Origin of the sequence: Brevibacterium siliguriense, from assembly GCF_900105315.1 — a bacterium.
Lineage (GTDB): Bacteria > Actinomycetota > Actinomycetes > Actinomycetales > Brevibacteriaceae > Brevibacterium > Brevibacterium siliguriense.
In genome coordinates, this window is the sequence record NZ_LT629766.1 from 1,225,113 (window position 1) to 1,247,096 (window position 21,984).

Here is a 21,984-nt window from a genome sequence, read left to right on the forward strand (position 1 = left end):
CATTCGAAGGATTCAGATGGCTTCCAATCCCCGCTCCGGCGGTTCGAAGAAGGGCCCGACCAAGGGGTCGGGCGGTAAGAACAAGCGCGGCCTGCGCGGTAAGGGGCCGACGCCCAAGGCAGAGGATCGCGTCTATCACAAGGCGTACAAGGCCGCGCAGCAGCGCAAGAGCTCGAACGCCTCTGCGCAGGCGAAGCGGAAGAAGAAGGAGCTCGGGCCGAATATGGTCGCCGGGCGCAATTCGGTCCTCGAGGCTCTGCGTGAGGGCGTTCCGGCCACCGCGATGTACGTCTCCGGGCGCATCGATTCCGATGATCGGGTCCGCGAGTCCATCACTCTGGCGACTCAGCGCGGCATCTCGATGCTCGAGGCGAGCAAGCCCGACCTCGACCGGCTCACGGACGACGCGATCCACCAGGGCATCGCCCTGCAGGTCCCGCCGTACGACTACGCCGATCCCTTCGACCTGCTCGAGTATGCGGCCGATCGCGCCGAGACGCCGCTGCTCGTGGCTCTCGACGGGATCACCGATCCGCGCAACCTCGGTGCCATCGTCCGGTCGACGGCGGCCTTCGGCGGTCATGGGGTGATCATTCCCGAGCGTCGTGCGGCCTCGATGACGGCAGCGGCGTGGAAGACCTCCGCCGGTGCCGCTTCGCGCATCCGGGTGGCGCAGGTGGTCAACCTGGCGCGGGCGATCGACGAGCTGAAGAAGCAGAATGTCTTCGTCGTCGGCCTCGACATGGACGGTGACGTCGACCTGCCCGAACTCACTTTCACCCGCGACCCGCTGTGCATCGTCGTCGGCTCCGAGGGCAAGGGTCTGTCGCGACTCATCTCTGAGAAGTGCGACCAGATCGTGTCGATCCCGATCGCCGCAGCCACCGAGTCGCTCAATGCCGGCATCGCCGCGGCCGTCTCGCTCTACGAAGTAGCCAGAGCCCGCCGCCCCTGAACCCCCTTACTACCTGACGGCGGCCCAGATACCTCGATCCTTCTATGTCTTGTCAAGCGGGTTGAGGAACGGTATCGAGCGCGTTGAGGATCTTGTAGACCCGGCGCGCTAGATACCGTTTGAGGTTGCGCTTGATCTCCCTCTTGGATTTCTTCGTCGGTTCTTCACCGTAGTGGCGGGCCACGTAGTTCCTGGTCCGTTCGTCATGGACCATTCGGTTCATGACCACTGTGTGTAGGGCCCGGTTCAACTGCCGATCCCCGCCCCGGTTCAACCGGTGCCGGCGCGTGTTGCCCGACGACGCAGGTATCGGGTTCACTCCCGCCAGAGCTGCGAACGCGGCCTCGTTCCGCACCCGCCCCGGGTGGGACCACGCGGTGAAGCACACAGCGGCGCTGAATGGGCCGATCCCGGGCTCATCCAGCAAGGGTGCGGCCGGACTAGCTTCAACAAGCTCGGTGAGCCTGTCATGGTTGGTCTGCAGATCATCGTTCAAAACGAGGACGCGTTTGGCCAGACGGATCGCTTCTTCCCGGGCGGTGGACAAGTCGACGTCTTCGTTGCGGGTCCGCCATTTCGCGATCTCGTCGACCTGGTCACTGGTCAATGACTTGCGGGCATCGATGCCCAGATCGATGGTGCGCACCAGAGCTGTCAGGGAGTTGATCATCCGAGTCCGTTCCGTGGTCATCGCGTCCCGGGCTGCCAGCAGGACACGCAGCGCCTGCCGGACACCTTCACCGTGACGCGGCCACCGCAGTTGATCGGCGTCGAGAGGCAATACAGATGCCGCGATCCGGCGGGAATCAAGCTCGTCGCTCTTACCGACACCGTGGCGGGCTTTGGCATCCATACGCCCGGCTTCGACTACCGGATACCCGGCTGCGGCGATGTGTCCGGTCAGCACCGCACCGTACGAGGCAGCACCTTCAACGACCCAGAGGGTGTCGAGGTCACCGCTGGTGCGCCTGCCGGCCCAGGTGAGGGCTCGTTTGATTCCTGCTGACGTGGTGGGGAAGGAACGGGTTTCGACGAGAATTCCAGTGTTGGTGACGATGGAATACACGTGGTTTCTGGCGTGTGTATCAACACCGATGAAGAAACTGTATAAGTGCGCGACAATAGACATAGCGGTTCGAAGCTCCCTGTTTGACCGATGGGTTGCGTGGCCGCTTGCGGCCGGTACCGGTCCGGGTTAGAGATCACTTCGGAACAACACTGTGATGAGTCACACCCCTGGATTTTCGGGGGTGGACAGCCTTCTGATCAAGTTACCGATGTGGGCCGAGCTGGTGCCGGCCGCACCATCCATGTGATCGGACAAATCGAGGGCAAGACACCACGGTGTGGGTCAGCGCGAGGTGGAGTCACGATCACTGGACGGAGAGGCCAACACCTACTCTGCCAGCCAGTCCCAGACCAGCCACTGTCAATACTCACAGCGCGAGGTATCTGGGCCGCCGTCAGGTAGTAATAAGGGGGTCAGAGGGTGGTTTGATAGGCGTTTTCGCTGAGTTGGCCGACGACCGAGTGGCGGCGGCTGTAGGTGAAGTAGACGATGGCCCCGACGGCCATCCATGCAGCGAAGACGATCCAGGTCCGCCCGCCGAGGTTGACCATGAGGAATGCGCACGCCAGGGCTCCCAGTGCGGGCACTACCGGCCCGAAAGGAACCTTGAATGAGCGGTCGAGGTCGGGGCGTTTGAACCGCAGGTAGATGACTGCGATATTGACCAGGCAGAACGCGAACAGGGTGCCGATGCTCGTGGCATCGGCGAGTTCGCCGAGCGGAATGAGCGCCGCAGTGATGGCCACGAGGCCGCCGACGATGAGAGTGCCGATCAGGGGAGTGCCCGTGCGCTGGGAGACGACCCCGAAGATCTTCGGCACCATTCCGTCCCTCGCCATCGTCAGCAGGATCCGCGACTGACCGTAGAGCACGGTGATGACGACGGAGAAGATCGCGAGCACCGCGGCCACGGCGAAGAGCAGCACCGCGAGGTTCGACCCGGTGATCTCCTCGACGATCTGGACCAGCGGGGCATGAACGCCGTCGAACCACTGCCACTGCCGTGCGCCGATCGCAGTGACGGCGACGAGGACGTACATCGAGGTGACGATGAGCATCGAGAAGATGATCGCCCGCGGCAGGTCCCGTCGCGGGTTCTTCGCTTCCTCACCGGCCGTGGATGCGGCATCGAAGCCGATATAGGAGAAGAACACGCTCGAGGAGGCCGCGGTGACGCCGGCGGCTCCCATCGGCAGCAGCGGTGAGAAGTTGCCGGCCTTGAACGCGGTGAACGCGACGATGGCGAAGAAGACCAGGATGCCGATCTTGACGAACACGAGGATGGTGTTGACGACACCGGATTCACGGGCGCCGCGCATGAGCAGAATGGTTGCCAAGGCCACGACGATGAGGGCCGAGATGTTGATGATTCCATCCGGATTGTCGGCCAGGCCCGGCCCCGTGGTCAGGGACGGGGGCAGTTCGAGACCGAAGACGCGCAGGGTCTCGTTGACGTAGTCGGCGGCGCCGACGGCGACCGCTGCGACCGAGACCGCGTATTCGAGGACGAGGCACCAGCCGCAGACCCAGGCGACGCCCTCACCGAGAGTGGCATAGGAATACGAATAGCTCGACCCGGACACCGGCACCATTCCGGCCATCTCGGCGTAGCTGACAGCTGAGAGCAATGCCGTGATTCCGGCGAGGACGAACGCGATCCAGACGGCGGGACCTGCCACGGGGACCGCCTCGCCGAGGATGACGAGGATTCCCGTACCCAAGGTCGCGCCGACGCTGATCATCGTCAGCTGGAAGACGCCGAAGGTCCGCCGCAGTCCACCCGACTGCGCGGTCTGCGCATCGGTGTGGGCCTCGGCGGTCATGGCGCTGATCGACTTGCGTCGCCCCAGCTGCCGCAGCACTCCTGTGGAAGTGTGTGCCGGCGGGGTGGACGGTGTCTGCGAAACGGTCATATGAATATTCTTGCATACACATGAATATTGTCTCGCCGGGCCTCCGCACCATCACGGGCGAACCTGCCCCGCGGCGTCGCCGATCTCACACGGCAGAAGGCGTGCACAGCAGGGATCTCGTGCGACCGAGCACTCACACGGCACAGTCCTCACACGTCGGGTGTGAATCGGCCGTCCTGCGCCATCCATCCACCGTCGACGAGCTGCGAATGCCCGGTGACATAGCTCGACGCGTCCGAGGCGAGGAAGAGGACGGGCCCGGCGATCTCGTGCAGGCGGCCCCAGCGGCCGAGGGCGGTCTTGTCCGCGTACGCGTCCCACCACTTCCCGTCGGCCTTGATCTGCTGGGTCAGGGGTGTGTCGAAAGGTCCGGGCAGAATCGCATTGACCCGCACTCCCCTGCCTCCGAGTTCGCTGGCCATCGTCTTCGTCAGCTGCACGACCCCGGCCTTGGCCGCCGCATACAGTCCCTGACCGGGTTCGATGGCCAGCGCCCGGAACGAGGCGTAGGTGACGATCGATCCGCGGCCGCGCTCACCCATCTCGCGACCGAATCCGCGCATCAGCCGGTACGTGCCCTTGAGGTTGATGTCGATGACCCGGTCGAACTCGTCATCGGTCGTGTCCGTCAGCTGCTTGCGCACATTCGCACCGGGGGTGACGACGAGGACCTCGGCATCGGACCACGCGTCCACGAGCGCATCGACCGACGCCGTGTCCGTGATGTCGACGGCCACCGCCGTGGCGGGCCCGTCGTCGGACCCGCCATCGGCGGCTCCGTGGGCGGCGGATCCGGAACGACGGTCGGCGATGAGGGCGGCGGTCTCCTCGGCGCCGGTGAGGTTGAGATCGGCGGCGACGACGTGCGCCCCGGCATCGGCGAGCCCGATCGCGCTGGCCTGCCCCAGGCCGGAGCCGGCCCCGACGACGACTGCGGTGCGACCGCTCAGGTCGAACAGCGACGGGATCGACGGGTTGTTCTCATTCGTGGGCATCGGCTCGTTCGTCGACATCGGGAATCCTTCCGCGCGGGGTTCGGTACCGGGACGACACCGATGTCGCCTCCGTGGACTTCAAAGGTATGCCCGCCGAGGCGGCCCCGCCTTCCCCGTTTCACCTTGTGGAACATGGGCCGCCTCGGGGGAGGGGTTCAGAACTTCTTGCTGTCGACGTAGCGGATCTCGTCGGGGAGGTTCGCCAGGTAGTCGACGATGAAGTAGGCGATGGCCTCCATCGTAGGGATGTCGCGTTGGCGGGCGCGGGCCATGATGCGGCGATGTTCGGCGAATTCGTAGAAGATCTGCCCGGGTTCGAGCTTGCGGGTGAGGTTCTCCGGGATCGCCTGGATGAGGGGCTTGTAAACCTCGTCGAGCCAGCGGCGGGCGGCTTGGGACTCGTCGAGTTCATCGAATTCGGCGATTTCGGGCGCCGAGCGGAACGAGTCGAGGTCGTTGAGCATCGCCCGGGCCTGGTTCTCGTTCGCGCCGATCCCGGTCAGGCGCAGCAGGCGCCTGGAATGATGGTTGGGTTCGACGACTTTCGGGGACACGAGGAGGCTGATGCCGTCGATGTCGGTCGTCACGGTCAGTTCGCCGAGGTCGAAGCCCAGGTCGTTGAGGCGGCGGATGCGTTCGTCGATGCGCCAGCGCTCGTTGACGCTGAATTCCTCGACCCGAGTCAGCTCCGCCCACAGCGCATCGTATGACTCGCAGAGTCGCTCACCGGCCGCCAGCGGATCGGTCTCGGGAGCGACGAGTCCCGCAGCCTGCAGGTCGAGGAAGTCACCGGCGATGTTCATCCGTGCGATCCGCAGGTCCATATTCCGCTGCCCGTCGGAGAGCTGGTCGTGCAGCTCACCGGTTTCGGCGTCGACGACATAGGCGGCGTAGGCGTCGGCATCGCGGCGGAAGAGCGTGTTCGACAGGGACACGTCTCCCCAGTAGAAGCCGACGAGGTGGAGACGGACGAGGAGAACGGCCAGTGCGTCGACGAGGCGGCCTCCCGTGTCCTCGGCCAAGTCGCGGGAGAACAGCGCACGGTAGGGCAGGGAGAACTCGAGGTAGGCGGTGATGAGGGCGCCCTTGAGCGCCTCGCCCGATTCGGTCCGGCGACCTCCGACGAACGCGCGGGGTTCGACGAGGGGGACGTCGAGGTTGCCGAGCGCACCGAGGATGTCGAACTCACGCAGCGCCTGCGCGTCGTCGGTCTCCTTGATCGCGAGGACCTCGTCACCGATCTCGACATAGCGGACAACGTGGCGGGAGATTCCGCGGGGCAGACCGCCGAGGAGCGTCTCCGGCCATTCCGCCAGGGGCAGGTGCCAGGGGAGTTCGGCCAGTGCTGCTCGGTCGGTGTTTCGGACGGTGAGGATCTCCGGTGCGGGAACAGCAGCGCCGGCCGACTGAGCAGTGCCGGCCGACGTCGTCGACGGCGGTGTAGCCTGTGATGACGGGTCCGGCGTTGGCGGGGTGCCCGACACGGCTCAGGAGTCCGAGTCGGAGACCGAGGCTACGAGCGCCTCGGCGAGGTCGGGTGTCTCCACGCCGATGAGCCGTCCGTGGTCGAGGAAGGCGATCCTGTCGCCGAGGATCTTCGCGTCCTCGAGATCGGAGGTGGCATAGATCGTCGTCAGCCCGAACTCCTGCTGCAGACTCTTGATCAGCGACAGGGTCTCCGTCTGCTGTTCGGGGACGAGATTGACCACGGGTTCGTCCATGATGAGCACCTTGGGGCGGCGCACTACGGCGCGGGCCAGGGCCACGGTCTGGCGCTGCAGCTGGGTGAGGTCGCCGGGGACCGAATCGAGGATGTCGCCCAGCCCGATCTTGTCCATCACGGATTCGACGCGTTCCCGGATCTCATCGGCGGGCAGACCGTCGACGCGCAGCGCGAAACCGAGGTTGTCGCGCACGCTCATATGCGGGTAGAGCGCGTAGCTCTCCAAGGCCAGGGTCACATCGCGGTCGTTGACGGCGGCGTGGGTGATATCGGCGCCGTCGATGAGGATGGTGCCGGTCTTCGGAGTCTCCAGGCCGTGGAGCATCCGCAGGATCGTCGACTTGCCAGAGGCGGTGGGGCCGTAGAGGACGAGGAACTCGCCGTCGTCGACGAAGAGATTGAAGGGATGAACGGATTCGGACGTCGTGTTCTCGTAGACATGACTGAGGCCATTCAACGACACCGTTGACATTAGTCCTCCTAAAACTTCTGAATGACTCCGTGAGCAGCCGGTCGTCGGTGACCTGGCGGGGATGCTCAGTCACTCTCATCCTAAGGGGTGAAGAGTTCGGGTGCCCTGTGAATTCGACAAAGCGTAGAGTGATTCTCAGCACGCCGGCTGTGCGCCGACGCATACCGCGGTGCGAAAGTAGACTGATTCGTATGAAGGTCACGTTGGACGAGGTCGCCGCCAGGGCCGGGGTCTCTCTGGCCACGGTCTCCCGAGTGCTCGGCCGCCGCGATGCCGTCGCCGAGTCGACGCGGGCGAAGGTGCTGGAGGCGATGAGTGAGCTCGGCTATTCGCGTTCGACCCTGCTCCATGATGCGCCGAGGCGGCTCGTGGCCGTCAGCGCCCCCGGCAACCCCGAACACTGGCAGGTTCAGGTCTGCACCCGTGTGGCCAAGACCCTGCAGGATCATGATCTCCTCGTCACCCGTCCGCTCGTCGAAACCGACCCGGAACCTCTGCAGACCGCGATCGACGCCGGAGCCGTGGCCCTGGTGACGACGACGATGACGAGTCTGAACGCGGAGATCCCATGCATCCGCGTCGACGAACAGTCCGCCACCGAGGAGGATGGCAGCCCCGGAACGGACGTCTCCGTGGCGGGATCGACCAAGTCGGGATCGGCTGGATCGGGAGCGACCGGTGCCGGAACGACCGGGGCTGGCGGCGCCGATGTCATCGCCGCGCGCCTCGACCTCGGCGGTGGGATGACCACCGCTTTCGAACATCTTCGCGCGATCGGTCACCGGAGGATCGGGCTGATCTGCAATGACAGCGGTGAATTGGCGGTCCAGCTCATCCGCCGCTTCCTCGCCGAACATCCGGCCAGAAACTTAGGTCTCAACCTCGAGGACTGGATCTCACGGGTGCCGAAGTCGTTCTCCGGAGGCTCGCGTGCCGTCCTCGAACTCAAAGATGCGACGTGCACCGCGGTCATCGTCCAGTCCGCTCTTCAGCTGCACGGTGCCCTCTACGGTCTGCGGAATCGACATCTGCAGGTGCCACGGGACATGTCGATCGTCGGGTTCGGCGATTCCCCGACGATGAAGTTCACAGGCCCTCCGGCCACGGTGCTCGGCCTCGACGTCGAAGGGCTGTCGAATGCCCTCATCGCCGCGACCCTGCAGACCCTGCGGATCTCGACGACGGGCCTGCCCTCGGTGCCGCCGGTGTTCCGTCCCAGGCTCGTCGCCCGGACCTCGACGACGGCGGCCCGCCAATGAGCGACCACCCGCCCGAGCACCGACACGTCCGCCTAGCCGAGATCGCCGGCACCGCCGGGGTCTCGAAGGCCACCGTCTCCAGAGCACTGCGTGATGCCGAATCCGTGTCGGCCGCCTCCTTGGCGAAGGTGCGCCAGGCGTTGGCGATCCTCGGCGCCACCGGGCAGGCCCCGAGCGCGGGAACCGGGGACGGAGCCGGTTCCGGACCCCAGCTCATCGCGCTCATCAAGCCCGCGGTGTCGGCAGGCAACGTCGACCCGTACTCGCGGCTCGCGGAGATCCTGACGAACCGGATGTTCTCACTCGGCATCGCCGTCGTCCACATCGAGGCCATCGCCGAACGCAACGAGACCCTGCTCGAGACCATCCTCGGCAGCGAACACGGCGGACCGGAGATCTCCGGAGCCATCGTCGTCGGCGGCGGCGCAGCCGGTGTGCTCGCGGGAATGCTCGCCGAACGCGGACTGCCGCTCATCCGCATCTCGAATGCCCGCCACGACGACGGGATCTCGCGCATCTACCTCGACGCGACTGGCGGCATCGACACGGCTGTCGCCCACCTCGTCCACCTCGGTCACAAACGCATCGGACTGGCCGTGCTGCGCGATTCGGCGGCCCCTGCCCGGATCGCCGGCTTCCGCCGATCGATGGCCGGAATCCTCCACATCCCCGCCACCCGAGATCAGGCCCCCGTCGTCGAGGCCGCCGGCGGTGCCATGGCCGGAGTCGCCGCCGCCGAGGAGCTGCTCGACCTGCGCTGCACCGCCGTCATCGCCTGTGCCCCGTCTCTATCCTTCGGCATGCTCGAGGCCGCCCAGCGGCTCCGGCTCGACGTGCCCCGCGACCTGTCCCTGCTCACCGTCGGAGACGTCCCCGACGCCGATGTCGTCCAACCGCCGCTGTCGCAAGTCGTCTACGACTGGGCGACCGTGGCGCAGTCCGCGATCGACGAGATCCGTGCGATGATCTCAGCCGGTGACGCGCGCGTGCATGTCGACTACACGGTCGACCCGGACCTCGTCCTCCGCGCCAGCGCCGTGCCCCCGCAGCGCCGCTGAGCTCGGAATTCGTTCAAGGTCATCCTCTCCGAGGCGACCCGACCTCAGCTGTCGACGGAGCGGAGGAATTCCGTGCGTTCGGCAGCGAGGCGGTCGAGCAGTGCGGCCACGGCAGTCGGGTCGGCGATCCGCCACGATGCGCAAGTCTGTGCGGACCCGACCTTGAGGGTCAGGCCGGAGTCGAGGGCACGGGAGTCCGTGAGTTCGTCGAGGGCCGCGAAGGCGTCCTCATCGGTGACATCGTCGCCGAGGTAGCCCATCGCCGTGGGCTCGCCGGCACGGGCGAGCAGCCGGATGCCATCACCTTTCGTGGCCTGCTTGACCGCGAGTTCGGTGATGTCGTGACCTTCGATGACGCGGATGTCCGGAAACTCCTCGACCACCTCGGTGGCGTGGCCGTGCAGGGCCGCGGCTGCCTCGGCTGCGATTCCGCGAGTGTGGACCGTCCGCGAATAGGGTTTGGCCTCGATGAGGAAATCCGAGGTGCCGTGTCCGCCCGGAAGAGTGTGTTCGAACGCGTCGAGATGAGCATCGATGGCGGTGAGCATCTCCGCCTCGGCCGGAGTGAGTTCGGGAGACCGAACCACCGGGGCCGAGGCGCCATGGGCCCCACCCTCGAGTTCGGCCTCCGCTCCATGCGAACCGATCAGCCAGGCCCCGTCCGGGGCCTGCGACAGTTGCCGCAGTGTTGCGATGTCCCGCCCGGACACCAATGCCACCCGAGTATGCGGCAGGCGTGCCAGTGCGGCGATGGCCGCTGCCGATTCGGGGACCATCCGCGAGGTCGACGGATCGTCCTGAAGAGGTGCGAGCACCCCATCGAAGTCCAAAGCCAACAACAGTGAATCGGCGGTGGCGAGATCACGCAGAGCCACCTCGGCGGGGGCCGAGACGGCGGGCGCGGATACGGTCGGATCGGTCGTCACTGAGATCCTCCTACCGGGAAGTGGAGATCTCGGAGACCCATTCGGCTTCCTCAGGACGATCGGCCCGACCCGATGGGGTCGCGGGGGCATCCGGTGGAGGAGCGGTCCGGCTCTTCTGGACGACGGGGCGGTCGGGGACAACGGCCTCGGGATTGTGCTTGAGGTGGTTGAGTTCGGCGAGGAAATTCTTCGACCACAGGCTCACGGTGTCCGTGGCGACCTTCCTCCGCATCTGCCGCATTCGCCGGGCACGCGTCTTGTCATCCATCTCGATGGCCTCGAGGATGCCCGCCTTGAGGTTGCCGATATCGTGCGGATTGACCATCACCGCGCCCGTGAGCTGTTCGGCCGCCCCCGTGAACTCCGAGAGCACGAGCGCCCCGTCATCCTTCTGCCGGCACGCCACATACTCCTTGGCCACGAGGTTCATCCCGTCGCGCAGAGCCGTGACCAGCATGACGTCGGAGGCGAGGAAGAACGCTGTCATCTCGTCACGCGGATAGGAATGGTGGAGATAGCGGACGGGAATCGACCCGACGTCGGCCTGTTCGCCGTTGATCCGCCCGACCGCGAGCTCGACGTCGTGGCGGATGATCTTGTACTGCTCGAGCCGCTCCCGCGACGGGGTCGCGATCTGGATGAGCACGACGTCCTCGACATTGAGGCGTCCCTCGGCGATGAGCTCGCCGTAGGCCTTGAGCCGGTGCCGGATGCCTTTCGTATAGTCCATCCGATCGACGCCGAGCATGACGACCTTCGGATTGCCGACGTCCTCACGGATCTGCCGGGCCCGCTCGATGATGCCCGGATCCTTCGCGAGCTCCTCCAGATAGGGAGTGTCGATGGAGATCGGGAACGCCTCGGCGCGGACGACGTGCGCGGCCACGGCCTCGCCCGCCGGAACGAGGACCGTCGACCCCTTCGTCGAGAAGTTCAGCCGGCCCCGCACCGCGCGCCGGAAGTTCGCCGCATCCGCGGGACGTTGGAAACCGACGAGATCGGCGCCGAGGAGGCCCCGCAGGATCTCATCGCGCCACGGCAGCTGAGCGAAGAGCTCATACGGCGGGAAAGGGATGTGGTTGAAGAAGCCGATCGCCACGTCGGGACGCATCCGACGGACCATGAGCGGAACCAACTGGAGCTGATAATCATGGATCCACACGGTCGCGGACTCCGCAGCCACCTCGGCGATCTTGTGCGCGAAGCGCTCATTGACCCGCACATACGCATCCCACCAGGTGCGGTGGTACTCGGGCGGGACGATGACATCGTGGTAGAGCGGCCACAGGGTGGCGTTGGAAAACCCTTCGTAGTACCTGAGGACATCCTCACTTGTCAGTGTCACCGGGGTCAGGTGCATTCCGTCGATCGTGAAGGGTTCGAATTCCTCATCGGCGACGCCCGTCCACCCGATCCAGGCACCTTCCTGCGCCTTCATCACCGGAGCCACCGCAGTGACCAAACCTCCAGGTGAGGTACGCCATCCGTGGTTCTCGTCGTCGGGATCGCGGTCGACGGGAAGGCGGTTGGCCACGACGACGAAATCGCTGTCGCCGAAGGGGGTTTCGGTGCTTGGCTCGGCAGAGTTGACGGTGCTCATCTGCGCCTCCTCCTGAGTCGGTCCTTGGAATGAACTGTACTCGCTCGACTAGGCTTGGCCAGGTGATGGATCAGGAACTGGGAGGCTATCGCCTCATCGAGGAGCTCGGCTCGGGCGGCATGGGTGTCGTCTACCTCGGTGTCGACGGCGGAAACAACCCGGTCGCGGTCAAAGTCCTCCATCCGCACATCGCCAATGACGAGACCGCCAGGAAGCGATTGGCCCGCGAAACCCGAACCCTGCGCCGGATCCGCCACCCTCGCATCGCCGAGGTCCTCGACGCCGAACTCGATTCCGCGCAGCCCTTCATCATCACCGAATTCGTCGACGGGCAGACCCTGTCCGATGACGTCCGCGACAACGGCCCCTTCGCCGAGGATGAGCTGGTCCACTTCGGCCACGCCCTCCTCGACGCCCTCAACGCCGTCCACGATGCCGGCGTCATCCACCGCGACCTCAAGCCCGCGAACGTGATGATCATGGACGGCGAGCCGATGGTCATCGACTTCGGCATCGCGCAGGTCGCCGACGAGGTGCGTGTGACCGCGACGGGTCTGGTCATGGGCACGCCCGGCTACCTGTCCCCGGAGATCGCCGACGGCAAGACCTCGAGCGAGAAGACTGACTGGTGGGGATGGGCCGCGACCATGGCGTTCGCCGCCACCGGCCGCAATCCCTATGGCTCCGGGCCCTTGGAAGCGGTGCTCGGACGTGTGGCCATGGGCAAATTCGATCTCGATGGAGCGCCGAAGAACTTCGCCCCGCTCATCGCCGCCTGCCTCGACCCGAAGCCCGAACGTCGCCCATCGGGGCAGATGATCCTCGACGCGCTCGTCGACATCGAGTCCGGACGTCCGCCGCAGCTCGGATCAGGTCCCAGTGGTGGGGCCGGTGCGGGTGGACAGCAGCGGACACCGAGCGGAACCGCGATCATGCCTGCCGTCGACGACGGTGCCGGCGGTCGCGGCGGTGCCGGGGCGGCGGGTGCGGCCATGGGCGGTGCTGCTCTCGGCGGTGCCGCAGGGGCTGCCGCCGGATTCGGTGCTGCCGGGGCTGCCGGTCAGGGCAGTCCGCGCGGAGACTTCGCCGGTACGGGATACCCGGGGGCCGGGCCCTCCGGCGGCGGAACGCCCGGTGGCGGACAGCCGCAGTACCCCGGATCCAGTCGACCGACCAATCACGCCGGTTCCGGCTTCGGCGCGGGACCCAATCAGGGGGTGGGCTACGGCTCCGGGCGGATGCATGGGCAGCCGCCCCAACAGGCGACCGCACCGCCGATCGGCAACCCCAAGGGCGGCATTCAAGCAGGCCCGGGATCCCCGATGGCCGGAACCGAACTCGGCCGTTCGGGCTTCGTCCAGTCCGGCACCCAGCCCGGCCAGGGGCAGAACCTCGTGGGACCGAATGGGACCGGCGGACCGCAGGGGCAGATCGCTCAGCGACAATGGGGCGACCAGACCGGTCACGGCGGTCAGCAGATGCAACCGGGCAGGCAGCCGATGCAGCCCGGCGGCCAGCCGTTGGCGCCGATGGGAAACCGGCGAGTGCATTCCGGAGGGTGGGTCGTCTTCGGGCTCATTGCCCTGGCCGTCGCCGTCATGCCCCTCGGGCCTCTGGTCATCAGCGTCGTCGCCCTGATCTGGTCGGTGCTCGCTCGCACCGGCACACGTCTGGATCGGAAGGTTCAGCGGTACCGGTTCGACCGCGGAACGGACTCCGGCGGATTCTTCCGGGCGCTCGCCTCGGCGCCGGGAGCCGTGCTGGCTTCGACCCTGACCTCGGTGGCTTCGCTCATCCTGCCGGCGATCGCCGCCGCGGCCGCGCTCGTGCTCACCCGACTCGACATCGCCGGGATCGTGCCCAGCGGCGCCTCCGAACAATGGTCGGTGTGGGCGGCCGGTGCTGCCGGTTCGCTGGTGCTGTGGGTCGGACCGGGTGCCTCGAGTCTGCGCTTCGGCTCACGGCTGCTCGTCTCGGGCGCCACCCGCAACCAGCTCGGCCGCCTCATCGCCTTGGCCGTGATCGCGCTGCTCATCATCCTTGCTGTCATGGTCATCCAGTCCGGAGCGGCCATGTCCTGGTGGCCGCTGACGATCAATCCCTTCGACTTTCTGCCCGGACCGGTGTGATCGAACCTGTGTGAGTGGGCCGGTGCAGTTGCCTCCGACGTTTGGATTTCACTGGGGCTGTCTGCAGTCGGGGTCCGGAAGTCGCTGCCGCTGAGTCGAGGTAGTTGAACGTTGTAGTTGAACCTTGAATATTTCTGGGAGTCGGCCAAGGGCCTGTTTCGGTACAGTGGTGCCGTCGGGTCGTGGAAGCCGTCCCGCACCGATCGGGCCACAGGCCGCACCGATGTCAGACGATCCAACGTGAGGAACAATGGCGAAGAACAACTCCGCGGACGACAAGCGGAACCGCGCACGTGAGAATGCCCGCCAGATCGCGGCGAATCAGGCGAAGAAGGAGAAGACCGCGAAGACGATCCTGTACACCGGGATCGCAGTGGTCGTCGTCGCCGTGCTGGCTGTGGTCGGTGTGCTCGTGTTCCAGCAGAGTAAACCTGCCGTCAGCCCTTCGAACTACGTTTCCGACGGAATCACCGTGGGCAAGGACAACACGCTCGTGCAGCCGATGAAGATGCCCGAAGGCGAGGAATCGGATCTGCCGGCTCCGAGCGACGAAGGCGCGAAGAAGGGGGCCGCCACGGTCACCGTCTACCTCGACTTCCAGTGCCCCGGCTGCAAGGCCTTCGAAGACAGCAACGCGAGCATGCTGCGTAAGCTCGCCGATGAGGGTTCGATCGTCGTCAACTACAAGCCGGTGTCGTTCCTCGACCGCATGTCCAGCGGCAACGAGTACTCGACGCGCGCCGCCAACCTCGCCGCCTGCGTCATCGACAACCAGCCCGAGGTCGCCGTCGATCTGTTCGACGCTCTCTACGCTCAGCAGCCGGAGGAAGGCGGCAACGGCCGCACCGATGCAGAGCTGCTCAAGGTGGCCGAAGAAGCCGGCGTCGACACCTCGAAGAAGCTCAAGGCCGACCCCGAGCAGACCGTGAAGTCCTGCGTCACGGACCGGACCTTCGACAAGTTCGTCGAACAGTCCAGCCAGACCGCTCTGGACGACGGCGTCGAAGCCACCCCGTGGGTGCTCATCAACGGCAAGCACACCGACAAGACCAGCGACCCGCAGGCTCTGGCCACCGAGATCCTCAAGGCCACCGGAGAGTTCAAGGGCTGATCGCCCAAGACTCCCTGCCGGTGTCGAGTTAGTGCCGGTGCCGTGACAGTTCCGATGGTCTGAGAGAAGGGCCGGATCCTGCCGAAGTGGGGTCCGGCCCTTCTTCGTACCCGCGGTTTTGTGGCCGGGCCCAGCCATGGACTACTATCGTGTAGGCGCGCATGCTCGGTGCGCACCACGCCTCCTTAGCTCAGTTGGTAGAGCACCGCTCTTGTAAAGCGAAGGTCGTCAGTTCGAGTCTGACAGGGGGCTCCACTCGGGAAAGCCCCGCGAACCGCTAGAACTAGCGGGACGCGGGGCTTCTTTTCTCTGTTCGCCCTCGTTCAGGGCCCAGCTCGCATTTCGAAGAGCAGACGGCGCGAAAAGCGCGTCAGCGCTTGAACGAGCGCGACGATCGAGTGGCCGGCTAGGTCTGGCCGTCGCGTCTGAACACGAGCATGAGGGAACGCATGCTCAGCACGAAGCCGCCGAAGAGCAGCACGAAGCCGAAGAACGAGTACAGGTGGATGTCCTTCGTCAGCAGCGGACCCTCATCGCTGGTGATGAGCATGATCGCTCCCACCACGGCGGCCCCGGCGAGCACGGCGACGATGAGCTGCTGAAACAGACTGGTGAGGAAGCTGCGGTCGGAGGGATTCTCGAGCACGCGCATGTTCATCGAGAACCGTCCCTGTTCGAGGTCCTCGGAGATCTTGTTGATCCGGCGCGGCATGCGGTCGATCATCGGCATCAGCTGCAGTGCCCGACGCTGCAACTCATCGGTGATCTTCGTGCCCTTGAGCTTCGACCTCACGAGCCTGTTGCCCTCCCGCCGGGCCACGGCGACGACATCGAAGTTCGGATCGATCGTCAGCAGCGCACCCTCCACGGAGGCCATCGCCCGGAACGCGGCACTGATCGGTGCCGGCACGGAGAATCGGTGCGCGAGCACGAGATTGAACAGATCATCGAAGAGCTTCTGACCCTGTGCCGCACGAGTGCCGCCGCCGTAGCGCAGCAGGAGTTCGCCGACGGCCCGTTCGACCTCCCGATCGTCGAGCCCGTCGGGACGTCCGAGGAGTTCGATGAGGGCATCGGTGGCGCCGGCGCTGTCGTTCTGGTCGATCGAATAGAGCATGAGCCCCAGCGAGGTCTGCGTGCCCGGATCGAGACGTCCGACCGCACCGAAGTCGAGAAGCCCCAGCTTCCCCTCGGGAGTGATGAAGATATTGCCGGAATGCAGATCGGCGTGGAAGATCCCATCACCGATGATCTGCTCGAGCGTGGCACCCAACAGTGTGGTGGCCAATCGGGACCGTTCAGCATCGCTGAGCCCGGTCAGCAGCGTCCCCGCCCGTGAGACCGGCTGTCCGGGCAGCCGATCCATGACCAGCAGGCGTTCGCCGCTGAGGCCCGGGTAGCCGTGTGGAACGGTGACGTCGAATTTCCCCGACCGTTTGAGAGAGTTCTCGATGCTGGCCATATTGTCCAGCTCGATCCGATAGTCGAGTTCCTCCTCGAGCGTGTTCGCGAATCCTGCGGCCAGTGACTGCACACCCAGATCCCTGCCCCAGGTCGTGGTTTTGTTCAGCCAGCCCGCCAACCGCAGGATGATGTCGAGATCCTGAGTGACCTGGTTGAGAGCCTTCGGTCGCTGCACCTTGACGATGACCTCCGTGCCGTCGAGCAGGGTCGCCTCATGGACCTGTGCCACCGAGGCGGCCGCCAGCGGCGTGGAGCCGATCCGGGCGAAGACCTCGCCGATCGGACGGCCGAGCCGTTCGGTGATGGCCGGTTCGATGACCGACCAGGGTTCGGGCGTGACCTGGGTCTGGAGGGTCTCGAGCTCACGGACGAACACCGGCGGGAGGATATCTCGGCGGGTCGAGAGCATCTGTCCGAGCTTGACGAAGGTCACCCCCGCCTCGGCGAGGGATTCCTTGAGCGCTCGTGCGGTCTTGACGTCGCGACCCGGCGAATCCCCGCCGAAGCCGCGCAGCTGGGAGCCGAGCCCGTGCCGCACGGCGATGGACACGACCTGGGCATAGCGACGAGCGCGGCGACGGCGGGATTTCCACCCGAAGAACAGCGACTGCGGGCTCGGCAGGGACCCGGTGGGAAAGGCCGCCTCGAGCATGACGAGGGCACCGACCCCCAGGGCGAAGATCCAGCCGAGGGCGAGCACCATGAACAGCACCGCCACTCCGGGGGAGACGTCGAGGCCGTTGACGTTCTGCCCGGTGCCGGCTCGGTAGAGATACTGGACGGTCACGGCCACGACGGCGCTCATCACGAGACCGACGGCCAGCGTGCGCGGCCAGCCGGTGGGAACTCCGACGACGCGCCGGACCACAGTGGCGGCGAACCATGACTGGAGGAATAGGAAGACAAGTGCGGCGAGGCTCACCAGCACATATCCGCCGACGTCCAGCGCTTCCATCGATGACTCTCCTGATCCTGTTCGGCCCGTCAGCGTCGAACTGTCGGGGCGAACATCGTCGAATCGGTCATCTCCAGCCTAGACCGTACCCGGCGGGTCAGCCTCTACTTGGCGGGTCGAGGCGCCTGCGGCGGCCGGGCAGCCCCACCTGGCGGCCCCAGATGAGGATCCACACCGCACCGAGGATGGCGAGCAGTCCCGGGAAGAGCACACCGAACCGCAGACTGGTCACGGTGATGATGAGGGACAGCAGCGTCGGCCCGCCGAGTTTGCCGCCGTTGTTGAAGATCGCCCAGATGCCGAGGAACCGGGGCCGACCGATCGTGGGGGAGAGGTCCGCGCCGATCGTCATATTCACACCTGCGCCGAGGCCGTTGCCGAAGGCCATGACAGCGGCGGCGATGACCATTCCGGTGAGATCCGGCTTCGCGACCATGATGACGAAGCCGGTGCCGAAGATCGTCAGACAGGCGACGAGGGTCGCGACCCGACCGAGGTGATCCTTGATGTACGCGCCGAGGAACATGACGATGAGTTCGAACCCGGCACCAAAGGCGATGATGAGCGAGATCGAGGACTTGTGCAGGCCGATTTCGACGCCCCACAGCTGGACGACGACCGGCTGGGCGGCGCGGGCCGCCGCAAGAGCGATGATCGTGACGCCGGTGAGGATGACCGATTTCCACCGCACATCCAACGGCGGCCGGCGATCCTTCTTCTTCCCCCGCCGAGGATGGGCTGCGTCTGCCTGTGCCGGATCGGCCGCCTCGGCGAAGGAAAGATCGTCGGCGGGGGAGGGGGCGTCCGTACGCGAGGTCGGGGCCGCCTCGGCGCGGTGGGTACGGTCGTCGAAGCCGGGGATCTGCGCGATCGGCAGGGCCATGATCGCGATGGCCGCGACGGCGGTGAGGCCGGAGAAGACGAACACGGACCAGATCGGGAAGAGAAGCATGAGGCCCGCGCCGATCATCGGCCCGACGAGATTGCCGACCCGCTGTGTGCCGCCGAGCGCGGTCATCGCCTTGGCGAGGTCTGCCGGCGGCATCACCTCGGCGACGACGGCCTGCCGGGCCAGGCTCCACACATCGGAGACCGGGCCGAAGACCATGAGCGCGAGCGTATAGACGAGCAGCGAATACGGCGAATCCCAGATGAAGGCTGAGACGATGGAGCCGAGGACGACGATCGCAGCGATCGTGGCCACGAACATCGCACGAAAATCGCCGAGGCGGTCGATGAGGATCCCCGCCGGCACCGTGGCCATCAGTGACACGGCTCCCATGATGCCGACGATGGCGGCGGCGAATGCCTGCGTCGAACCCAGCGACAGCGCCCCGAGGACGAGGATCGGCATGATCGCACCCAGGCCGACGGCGAAGAGCGCGAACGGCACGAGCACCGGCCACAGGATGGGTTTGAGCACATGGCAAGTCTAGTTGGGGTGTGCGTGAGGTGGTCGCGGAGTCCGAGGTGAGAGCGGCCGTGGGGTGTCGGAGACGGCCGGGCGGCCATAGAATGTCCGGGCACTCAATCCGACCGTTGAGGATCCTCATGACCGCACAGAACTCAGCAGCACCACTGTTCCGCCTCAGTCCGATGCGTCCGCGCGATCCGGGCGAAGAGGGCAGGGCTGCCAGCATGCTCGAACTCTTCTTCGACCTCGTCTTCGTCATCGCCGTCTCGATCGCGTCCTCACACCTGCATGACGCGATCACGGCGGGCCGCCTCGGTGACGGTGTGGTGAGCTATCTGCTCGTGTTCTTCGGGATCTGGTGGGCGTGGATGAACTTCACGTGGTTCGCGACCTCATTCGACACCGATGACTGGCTCTACCGGGTGCTCACGATCGTGCAGATGGGCGGGGTGCTTATCCTCGCCGCCGGCATCGGGCCGGTCTTCGAGGACAGGGACTTCCGGCTGCTCATCGCCGGCTATGTGCTGATGCGCATCATCATGATCTCCCAATGGCTGCGCGCTTCCCGCGGCGCCGGATCCGCCAGGTGGACGACGATCGTCTACGCGGCGGGCATCGGCATCGTCCAGATCCTGTGGGTGGCATGGCTGGCCATCGACGTTCCCGTATTCAGCGCCGTGGGCGTCGGTGTGCTCATCCTCGCCGAAGTGGCGGTGCCCGTCATCGCCGAAGTCCGCGGCAAAACCCCTTGGCATCCGCATCACATCACCGAACGCTATGGCTGCTTCACGATCATCGTCCTCGGCGAAAGCCTCCTGGCCTCGGCGAATACCGTGTTCGACGCCTTGGGCGAGGTCGACGACATCGGCCCCCTGATCTCGCTGGGCGTCCTCAGTCTCATCGTCACCGCCGCAATGTGGTGGATCTACTTCTGGCCGCCGCACCACCGGGCGATCGGCAGCCTCGGCGGATCGCTCAAGTACGGCTACGGCCACTTCTTCATCTTCGCCGCGGCAGGAGCGTTCTCCGCCGGAGTCGGGGTCGAAGCCGATTCGCAGCTCGGCGCCAGCGCCCTCGACCCGGTGCTGGCGACGTTCACGGTCTCCGTGCCGATCGCCGTGTTCGTCCTCGGGGTGTGGGCGCTCGCGATCCGCGCGAACGCCAACGCCGTCGTCAACTCAGTGGTGCCGGCCTGTGCGCTGCTCGTCCTCCTCGACCCGATCATCCCGGTTCCGACGTTCCTCACGACGTTCTTCATGGTCATCATCGTCATCACCCTCGTCGTGTTCCCTCCGCTGGACGACAGCGGCAAGACCGGCGCCGAGGCGGTCGTGCGGTGAACGTGTCCCACCGAGGGATGCGCGGGGCCGGGGGAGTTCGTCAGATAAGCAGCTCGCGAGGCCCTATCGGATCCGAGGTGAAAGTGGCACGCTGGAGTCATGGTCTCTCAGAGTGTCGTCCCATTTCACAGTGTCGTCCCGCCCTATCTCCTCGATGCGATCGCCGAACGCGGCAGCGAGCGTTTCCCGAAGGCCGCAGCCGCCGCGGCCAGCTGTCGGATGTCCGATGATAGCTGCCGGAACCTCCGCCTGGCAGGCTTGCGCTACACCCCTCCGGCCGACCTCGGCAAAGACGAATCCGCACTCGCCGCCCCCGCTCCGGCCGGACTGCAGCGCCTCATCCATGATGCGCAGAACACCGAGGTGCTGCCCGGCGAGCTCGTCCGCTCCGAGGGCGAAGAACCCGTCGACGATGAACCGGTCAACGAAGCCTATGACGGACTCGGCGCTTCGTATGCGCTGTTCTCCGAGGTGTTCGGGCGTGACTCGCTCGATGGTGCGGGAATGCCGCTCATGGCCAGCGTCCACTACGGCAAGGACTACGACAACGCGTTCTTCGACGGCCGGCTCATGGTCTTCGGCGACGGCGACGACGAAGTGTTCACCGGTTTCACCGGCTCGCTGTCGATCATCGGCCACGAACTCTCCCACGGCGTCATCAGCCACACTGCCGATCTCGAGTACTTCGGCCAGCCCGGCGCACTCAACGAGCACTGCGCCGATGTGTTCGGTGCGCTGACCCAGCAGCACGACGCCGGACAGAACGCCGAGGACGCCGACTGGCTCATCGGCTCGGGAATCTTCACTTCCGAGGTGACCGGCCGGGCCCTGCGGTCGATGATCGAACCGGGCACGGCCTATGACGACGACGTCCTCGGCAAGGACCCCCAGCCGGCGCATATGGACGATTTCGTCACCACCGACTCCGACAACGGCGGGGTTCACCTCAACTCCGGGATCCCGAACCGCGTCTTCGCGCTCGCCGCGACCAGCGTCGGCGGACCGGCGTGGGAGAGCGTCGGACAGGTCTGGTACTCCGTCCTCACCGGGTCCGAAATCACTCAGCGCACTGATTTCGCGGAGTTCGCAGAACTCACCATCGCCGAGGCGGCCGATCAGTTCGGCGCCGGATCCGACGTTCACGATGCGGTCGTGTCCGGGTGGGAGGCCGTGGGCATCTCCCACGCAGGTTCGGCGCGAGGAAACCCGGGGAGCAGCTGGTGAACGAGCAGCCAGCCGGGAATTCGCGGGAGGCTAGTGACGGTGTGAACGGCTCATCCAGCACGCCGGCCGAAGGGTTCGGTCGTCTGCTCGTCGAACGCTCCGGCGGGATCGGCGGGATGCTGGTCGTCTGGGACGTCGACATCGACGCGAGCTCTCGACGCGATGACCTCGGTCCGCGCATCGTCGAACTTCCCTGGTCCGGCAGCGGGCAGAGTGACGATGCACAGCAGCCGACGGGCGCCGACCGATTCACCTACCTCATCGAAAGCCGATTCGGACGGGTGCGCTTCGGCGAGTCTGAGATGCCTCCGGAATGGAAGCAGCTCGTCGACGACGTGCGGGAAGTCGCCGAACCGCAGAGGCGACAACCCGGCTGA

At 66.0% G+C, this 21,984-nt stretch carries 17 protein-coding genes and 1 tRNA gene; 9 read left to right on the forward strand and 9 right to left on the reverse strand.

Annotated features, from left to right (window positions below; all coding sequences use genetic code 11):
* The first annotated feature begins 16 nt into the window (after window positions 1–16).
* Window positions 17–955 carry a 23S rRNA (guanosine(2251)-2'-O)-methyltransferase RlmB gene (gene rlmB / locus BLU88_RS05305; protein WP_092010842.1) on the forward strand — a complete coding sequence of 313 codons (939 nt, stop codon included), beginning with the start codon at window positions 17–19 and terminating at the stop codon, window positions 953–955.
* Window positions 956–1,007: 52 nt separating this feature from the next.
* Here rlmB and BLU88_RS05310 read toward each other — a convergent pair whose 3' ends face one another.
* From BLU88_RS05310 to BLU88_RS05330, 5 genes are all read right to left on the reverse strand, one after another.
* Window positions 1,008–2,084 carry an IS110 family RNA-guided transposase gene (locus BLU88_RS05310; protein ID WP_092010052.1) on the reverse strand — a complete coding sequence of 359 codons (1,077 nt, stop codon included), beginning with the start codon at window positions 2,082–2,084 and terminating at the stop codon, window positions 1,008–1,010.
* Between the two features lie 353 nt (window positions 2,085–2,437).
* Window positions 2,438–3,937 (reverse strand): amino acid permease, encoded by a 1,500-nt coding sequence (locus tag BLU88_RS05315; protein WP_092010845.1) that lies wholly within the window; start codon window positions 3,935–3,937, stop codon window positions 2,438–2,440.
* 149 nt (window positions 3,938–4,086) lie between these two features.
* Complete coding sequence (locus BLU88_RS05320; RefSeq protein WP_231939613.1) at window positions 4,087–4,950, reverse strand: SDR family NAD(P)-dependent oxidoreductase; 864 nt, start codon at window positions 4,948–4,950, stop codon at window positions 4,087–4,089.
* Between the two features lie 137 nt (window positions 4,951–5,087).
* A complete protein-coding gene (locus BLU88_RS05325) occupies window positions 5,088–6,416 on the reverse strand; it encodes a DUF4032 domain-containing protein (RefSeq protein WP_231939614.1) in 1,329 nt (442 codons plus the stop codon).
* A gap of 3 nt (window positions 6,417–6,419) precedes the next feature.
* The gene (locus tag BLU88_RS05330) at window positions 6,420–7,127 is read right to left on the reverse strand and encodes an ABC transporter ATP-binding protein (protein ID WP_231939615.1); all 708 of its coding nucleotides are present in this window, start codon (window positions 7,125–7,127) and stop codon (window positions 6,420–6,422) included.
* Window positions 7,128–7,318: 191 nt separating this feature from the next.
* Between BLU88_RS05330 and BLU88_RS05335 the strand changes: the two genes are divergently transcribed.
* Window positions 7,319–8,386: a LacI family DNA-binding transcriptional regulator gene (locus BLU88_RS05335; RefSeq protein ID WP_092010848.1), complete on the forward strand. Its 1,068-nt coding sequence runs from the start codon at window positions 7,319–7,321 to the stop codon at window positions 8,384–8,386.
* Window positions 8,383–9,444: a substrate-binding domain-containing protein gene (locus BLU88_RS05340; protein ID WP_092010851.1), complete on the forward strand. Its 1,062-nt coding sequence runs from the start codon at window positions 8,383–8,385 to the stop codon at window positions 9,442–9,444. The genes BLU88_RS05335 and BLU88_RS05340 overlap by 4 nt, the downstream gene beginning before the upstream one ends.
* A gap of 44 nt (window positions 9,445–9,488) precedes the next feature.
* Here BLU88_RS05340 and otsB read toward each other — a convergent pair whose 3' ends face one another.
* The gene (gene otsB / locus BLU88_RS05345) at window positions 9,489–10,370 is read right to left on the reverse strand and encodes a trehalose-phosphatase (RefSeq protein WP_157688978.1); all 882 of its coding nucleotides are present in this window, start codon (window positions 10,368–10,370) and stop codon (window positions 9,489–9,491) included.
* A gap of 10 nt (window positions 10,371–10,380) precedes the next feature.
* Window positions 10,381–11,970 carry an alpha,alpha-trehalose-phosphate synthase (UDP-forming) gene (locus BLU88_RS05350; protein WP_092010858.1) on the reverse strand — a complete coding sequence of 530 codons (1,590 nt, stop codon included), beginning with the start codon at window positions 11,968–11,970 and terminating at the stop codon, window positions 10,381–10,383.
* 65 nt (window positions 11,971–12,035) lie between these two features.
* Between BLU88_RS05350 and BLU88_RS05355 the strand changes: the two genes are divergently transcribed.
* The 3 genes from BLU88_RS05355 to BLU88_RS05365 all read left to right on the forward strand — a co-directional run bounded on the left by BLU88_RS05355 (window position 12,036) and on the right by BLU88_RS05365 (window position 15,465).
* On the forward strand, window positions 12,036–14,099 hold the full coding sequence (locus tag BLU88_RS05355; protein ID WP_092010861.1) for a serine/threonine-protein kinase: 2,064 nt from the start codon (window positions 12,036–12,038) through the stop codon (window positions 14,097–14,099).
* Between the two features lie 250 nt (window positions 14,100–14,349).
* The gene (locus tag BLU88_RS05360; protein WP_092010864.1) at window positions 14,350–15,210 is read left to right on the forward strand and encodes a DsbA family protein; all 861 of its coding nucleotides are present in this window, start codon (window positions 14,350–14,352) and stop codon (window positions 15,208–15,210) included.
* A gap of 179 nt (window positions 15,211–15,389) precedes the next feature.
* Window positions 15,390–15,465: transfer RNA gene (locus tag BLU88_RS05365), tRNA-Thr, on the forward strand.
* A 151-nt stretch (window positions 15,466–15,616) separates the two neighbouring features.
* On the opposite strand, the gene BLU88_RS05370 is transcribed toward BLU88_RS05365, so the two are convergent.
* Complete coding sequence (locus BLU88_RS05370; RefSeq protein ID WP_092010867.1) at window positions 15,617–17,629, reverse strand: ABC1 kinase family protein; 2,013 nt, start codon at window positions 17,627–17,629, stop codon at window positions 15,617–15,619.
* Between the two features lie 97 nt (window positions 17,630–17,726).
* On the reverse strand, window positions 17,727–19,052 hold the full coding sequence (locus BLU88_RS05375) for an MFS transporter (protein ID WP_092010870.1): 1,326 nt from the start codon (window positions 19,050–19,052) through the stop codon (window positions 17,727–17,729).
* A gap of 128 nt (window positions 19,053–19,180) precedes the next feature.
* Here BLU88_RS05375 and BLU88_RS05380 point away from each other — a divergent pair, with 128 nt between their 5' ends.
* The 3 genes from BLU88_RS05380 (at window position 19,181) to BLU88_RS05390 (ending at window position 21,984) form a co-directional block, all read left to right on the forward strand.
* Entirely contained in the window at window positions 19,181–20,383 is a 1,203-nt protein-coding gene (locus tag BLU88_RS05380; RefSeq protein WP_197678189.1) for a low temperature requirement protein A, read from the forward strand.
* A gap of 99 nt (window positions 20,384–20,482) precedes the next feature.
* On the forward strand, window positions 20,483–21,607 hold the full coding sequence (locus BLU88_RS05385) for a M4 family metallopeptidase (RefSeq protein WP_092010873.1): 1,125 nt from the start codon (window positions 20,483–20,485) through the stop codon (window positions 21,605–21,607).
* Window positions 21,604–21,984, forward strand: a complete 381-nt coding sequence (locus BLU88_RS05390; RefSeq protein ID WP_157688980.1) for a protealysin inhibitor emfourin — start codon at window positions 21,604–21,606, stop codon at window positions 21,982–21,984. Before BLU88_RS05385 ends, BLU88_RS05390 begins: the two co-directional genes overlap by 4 nt.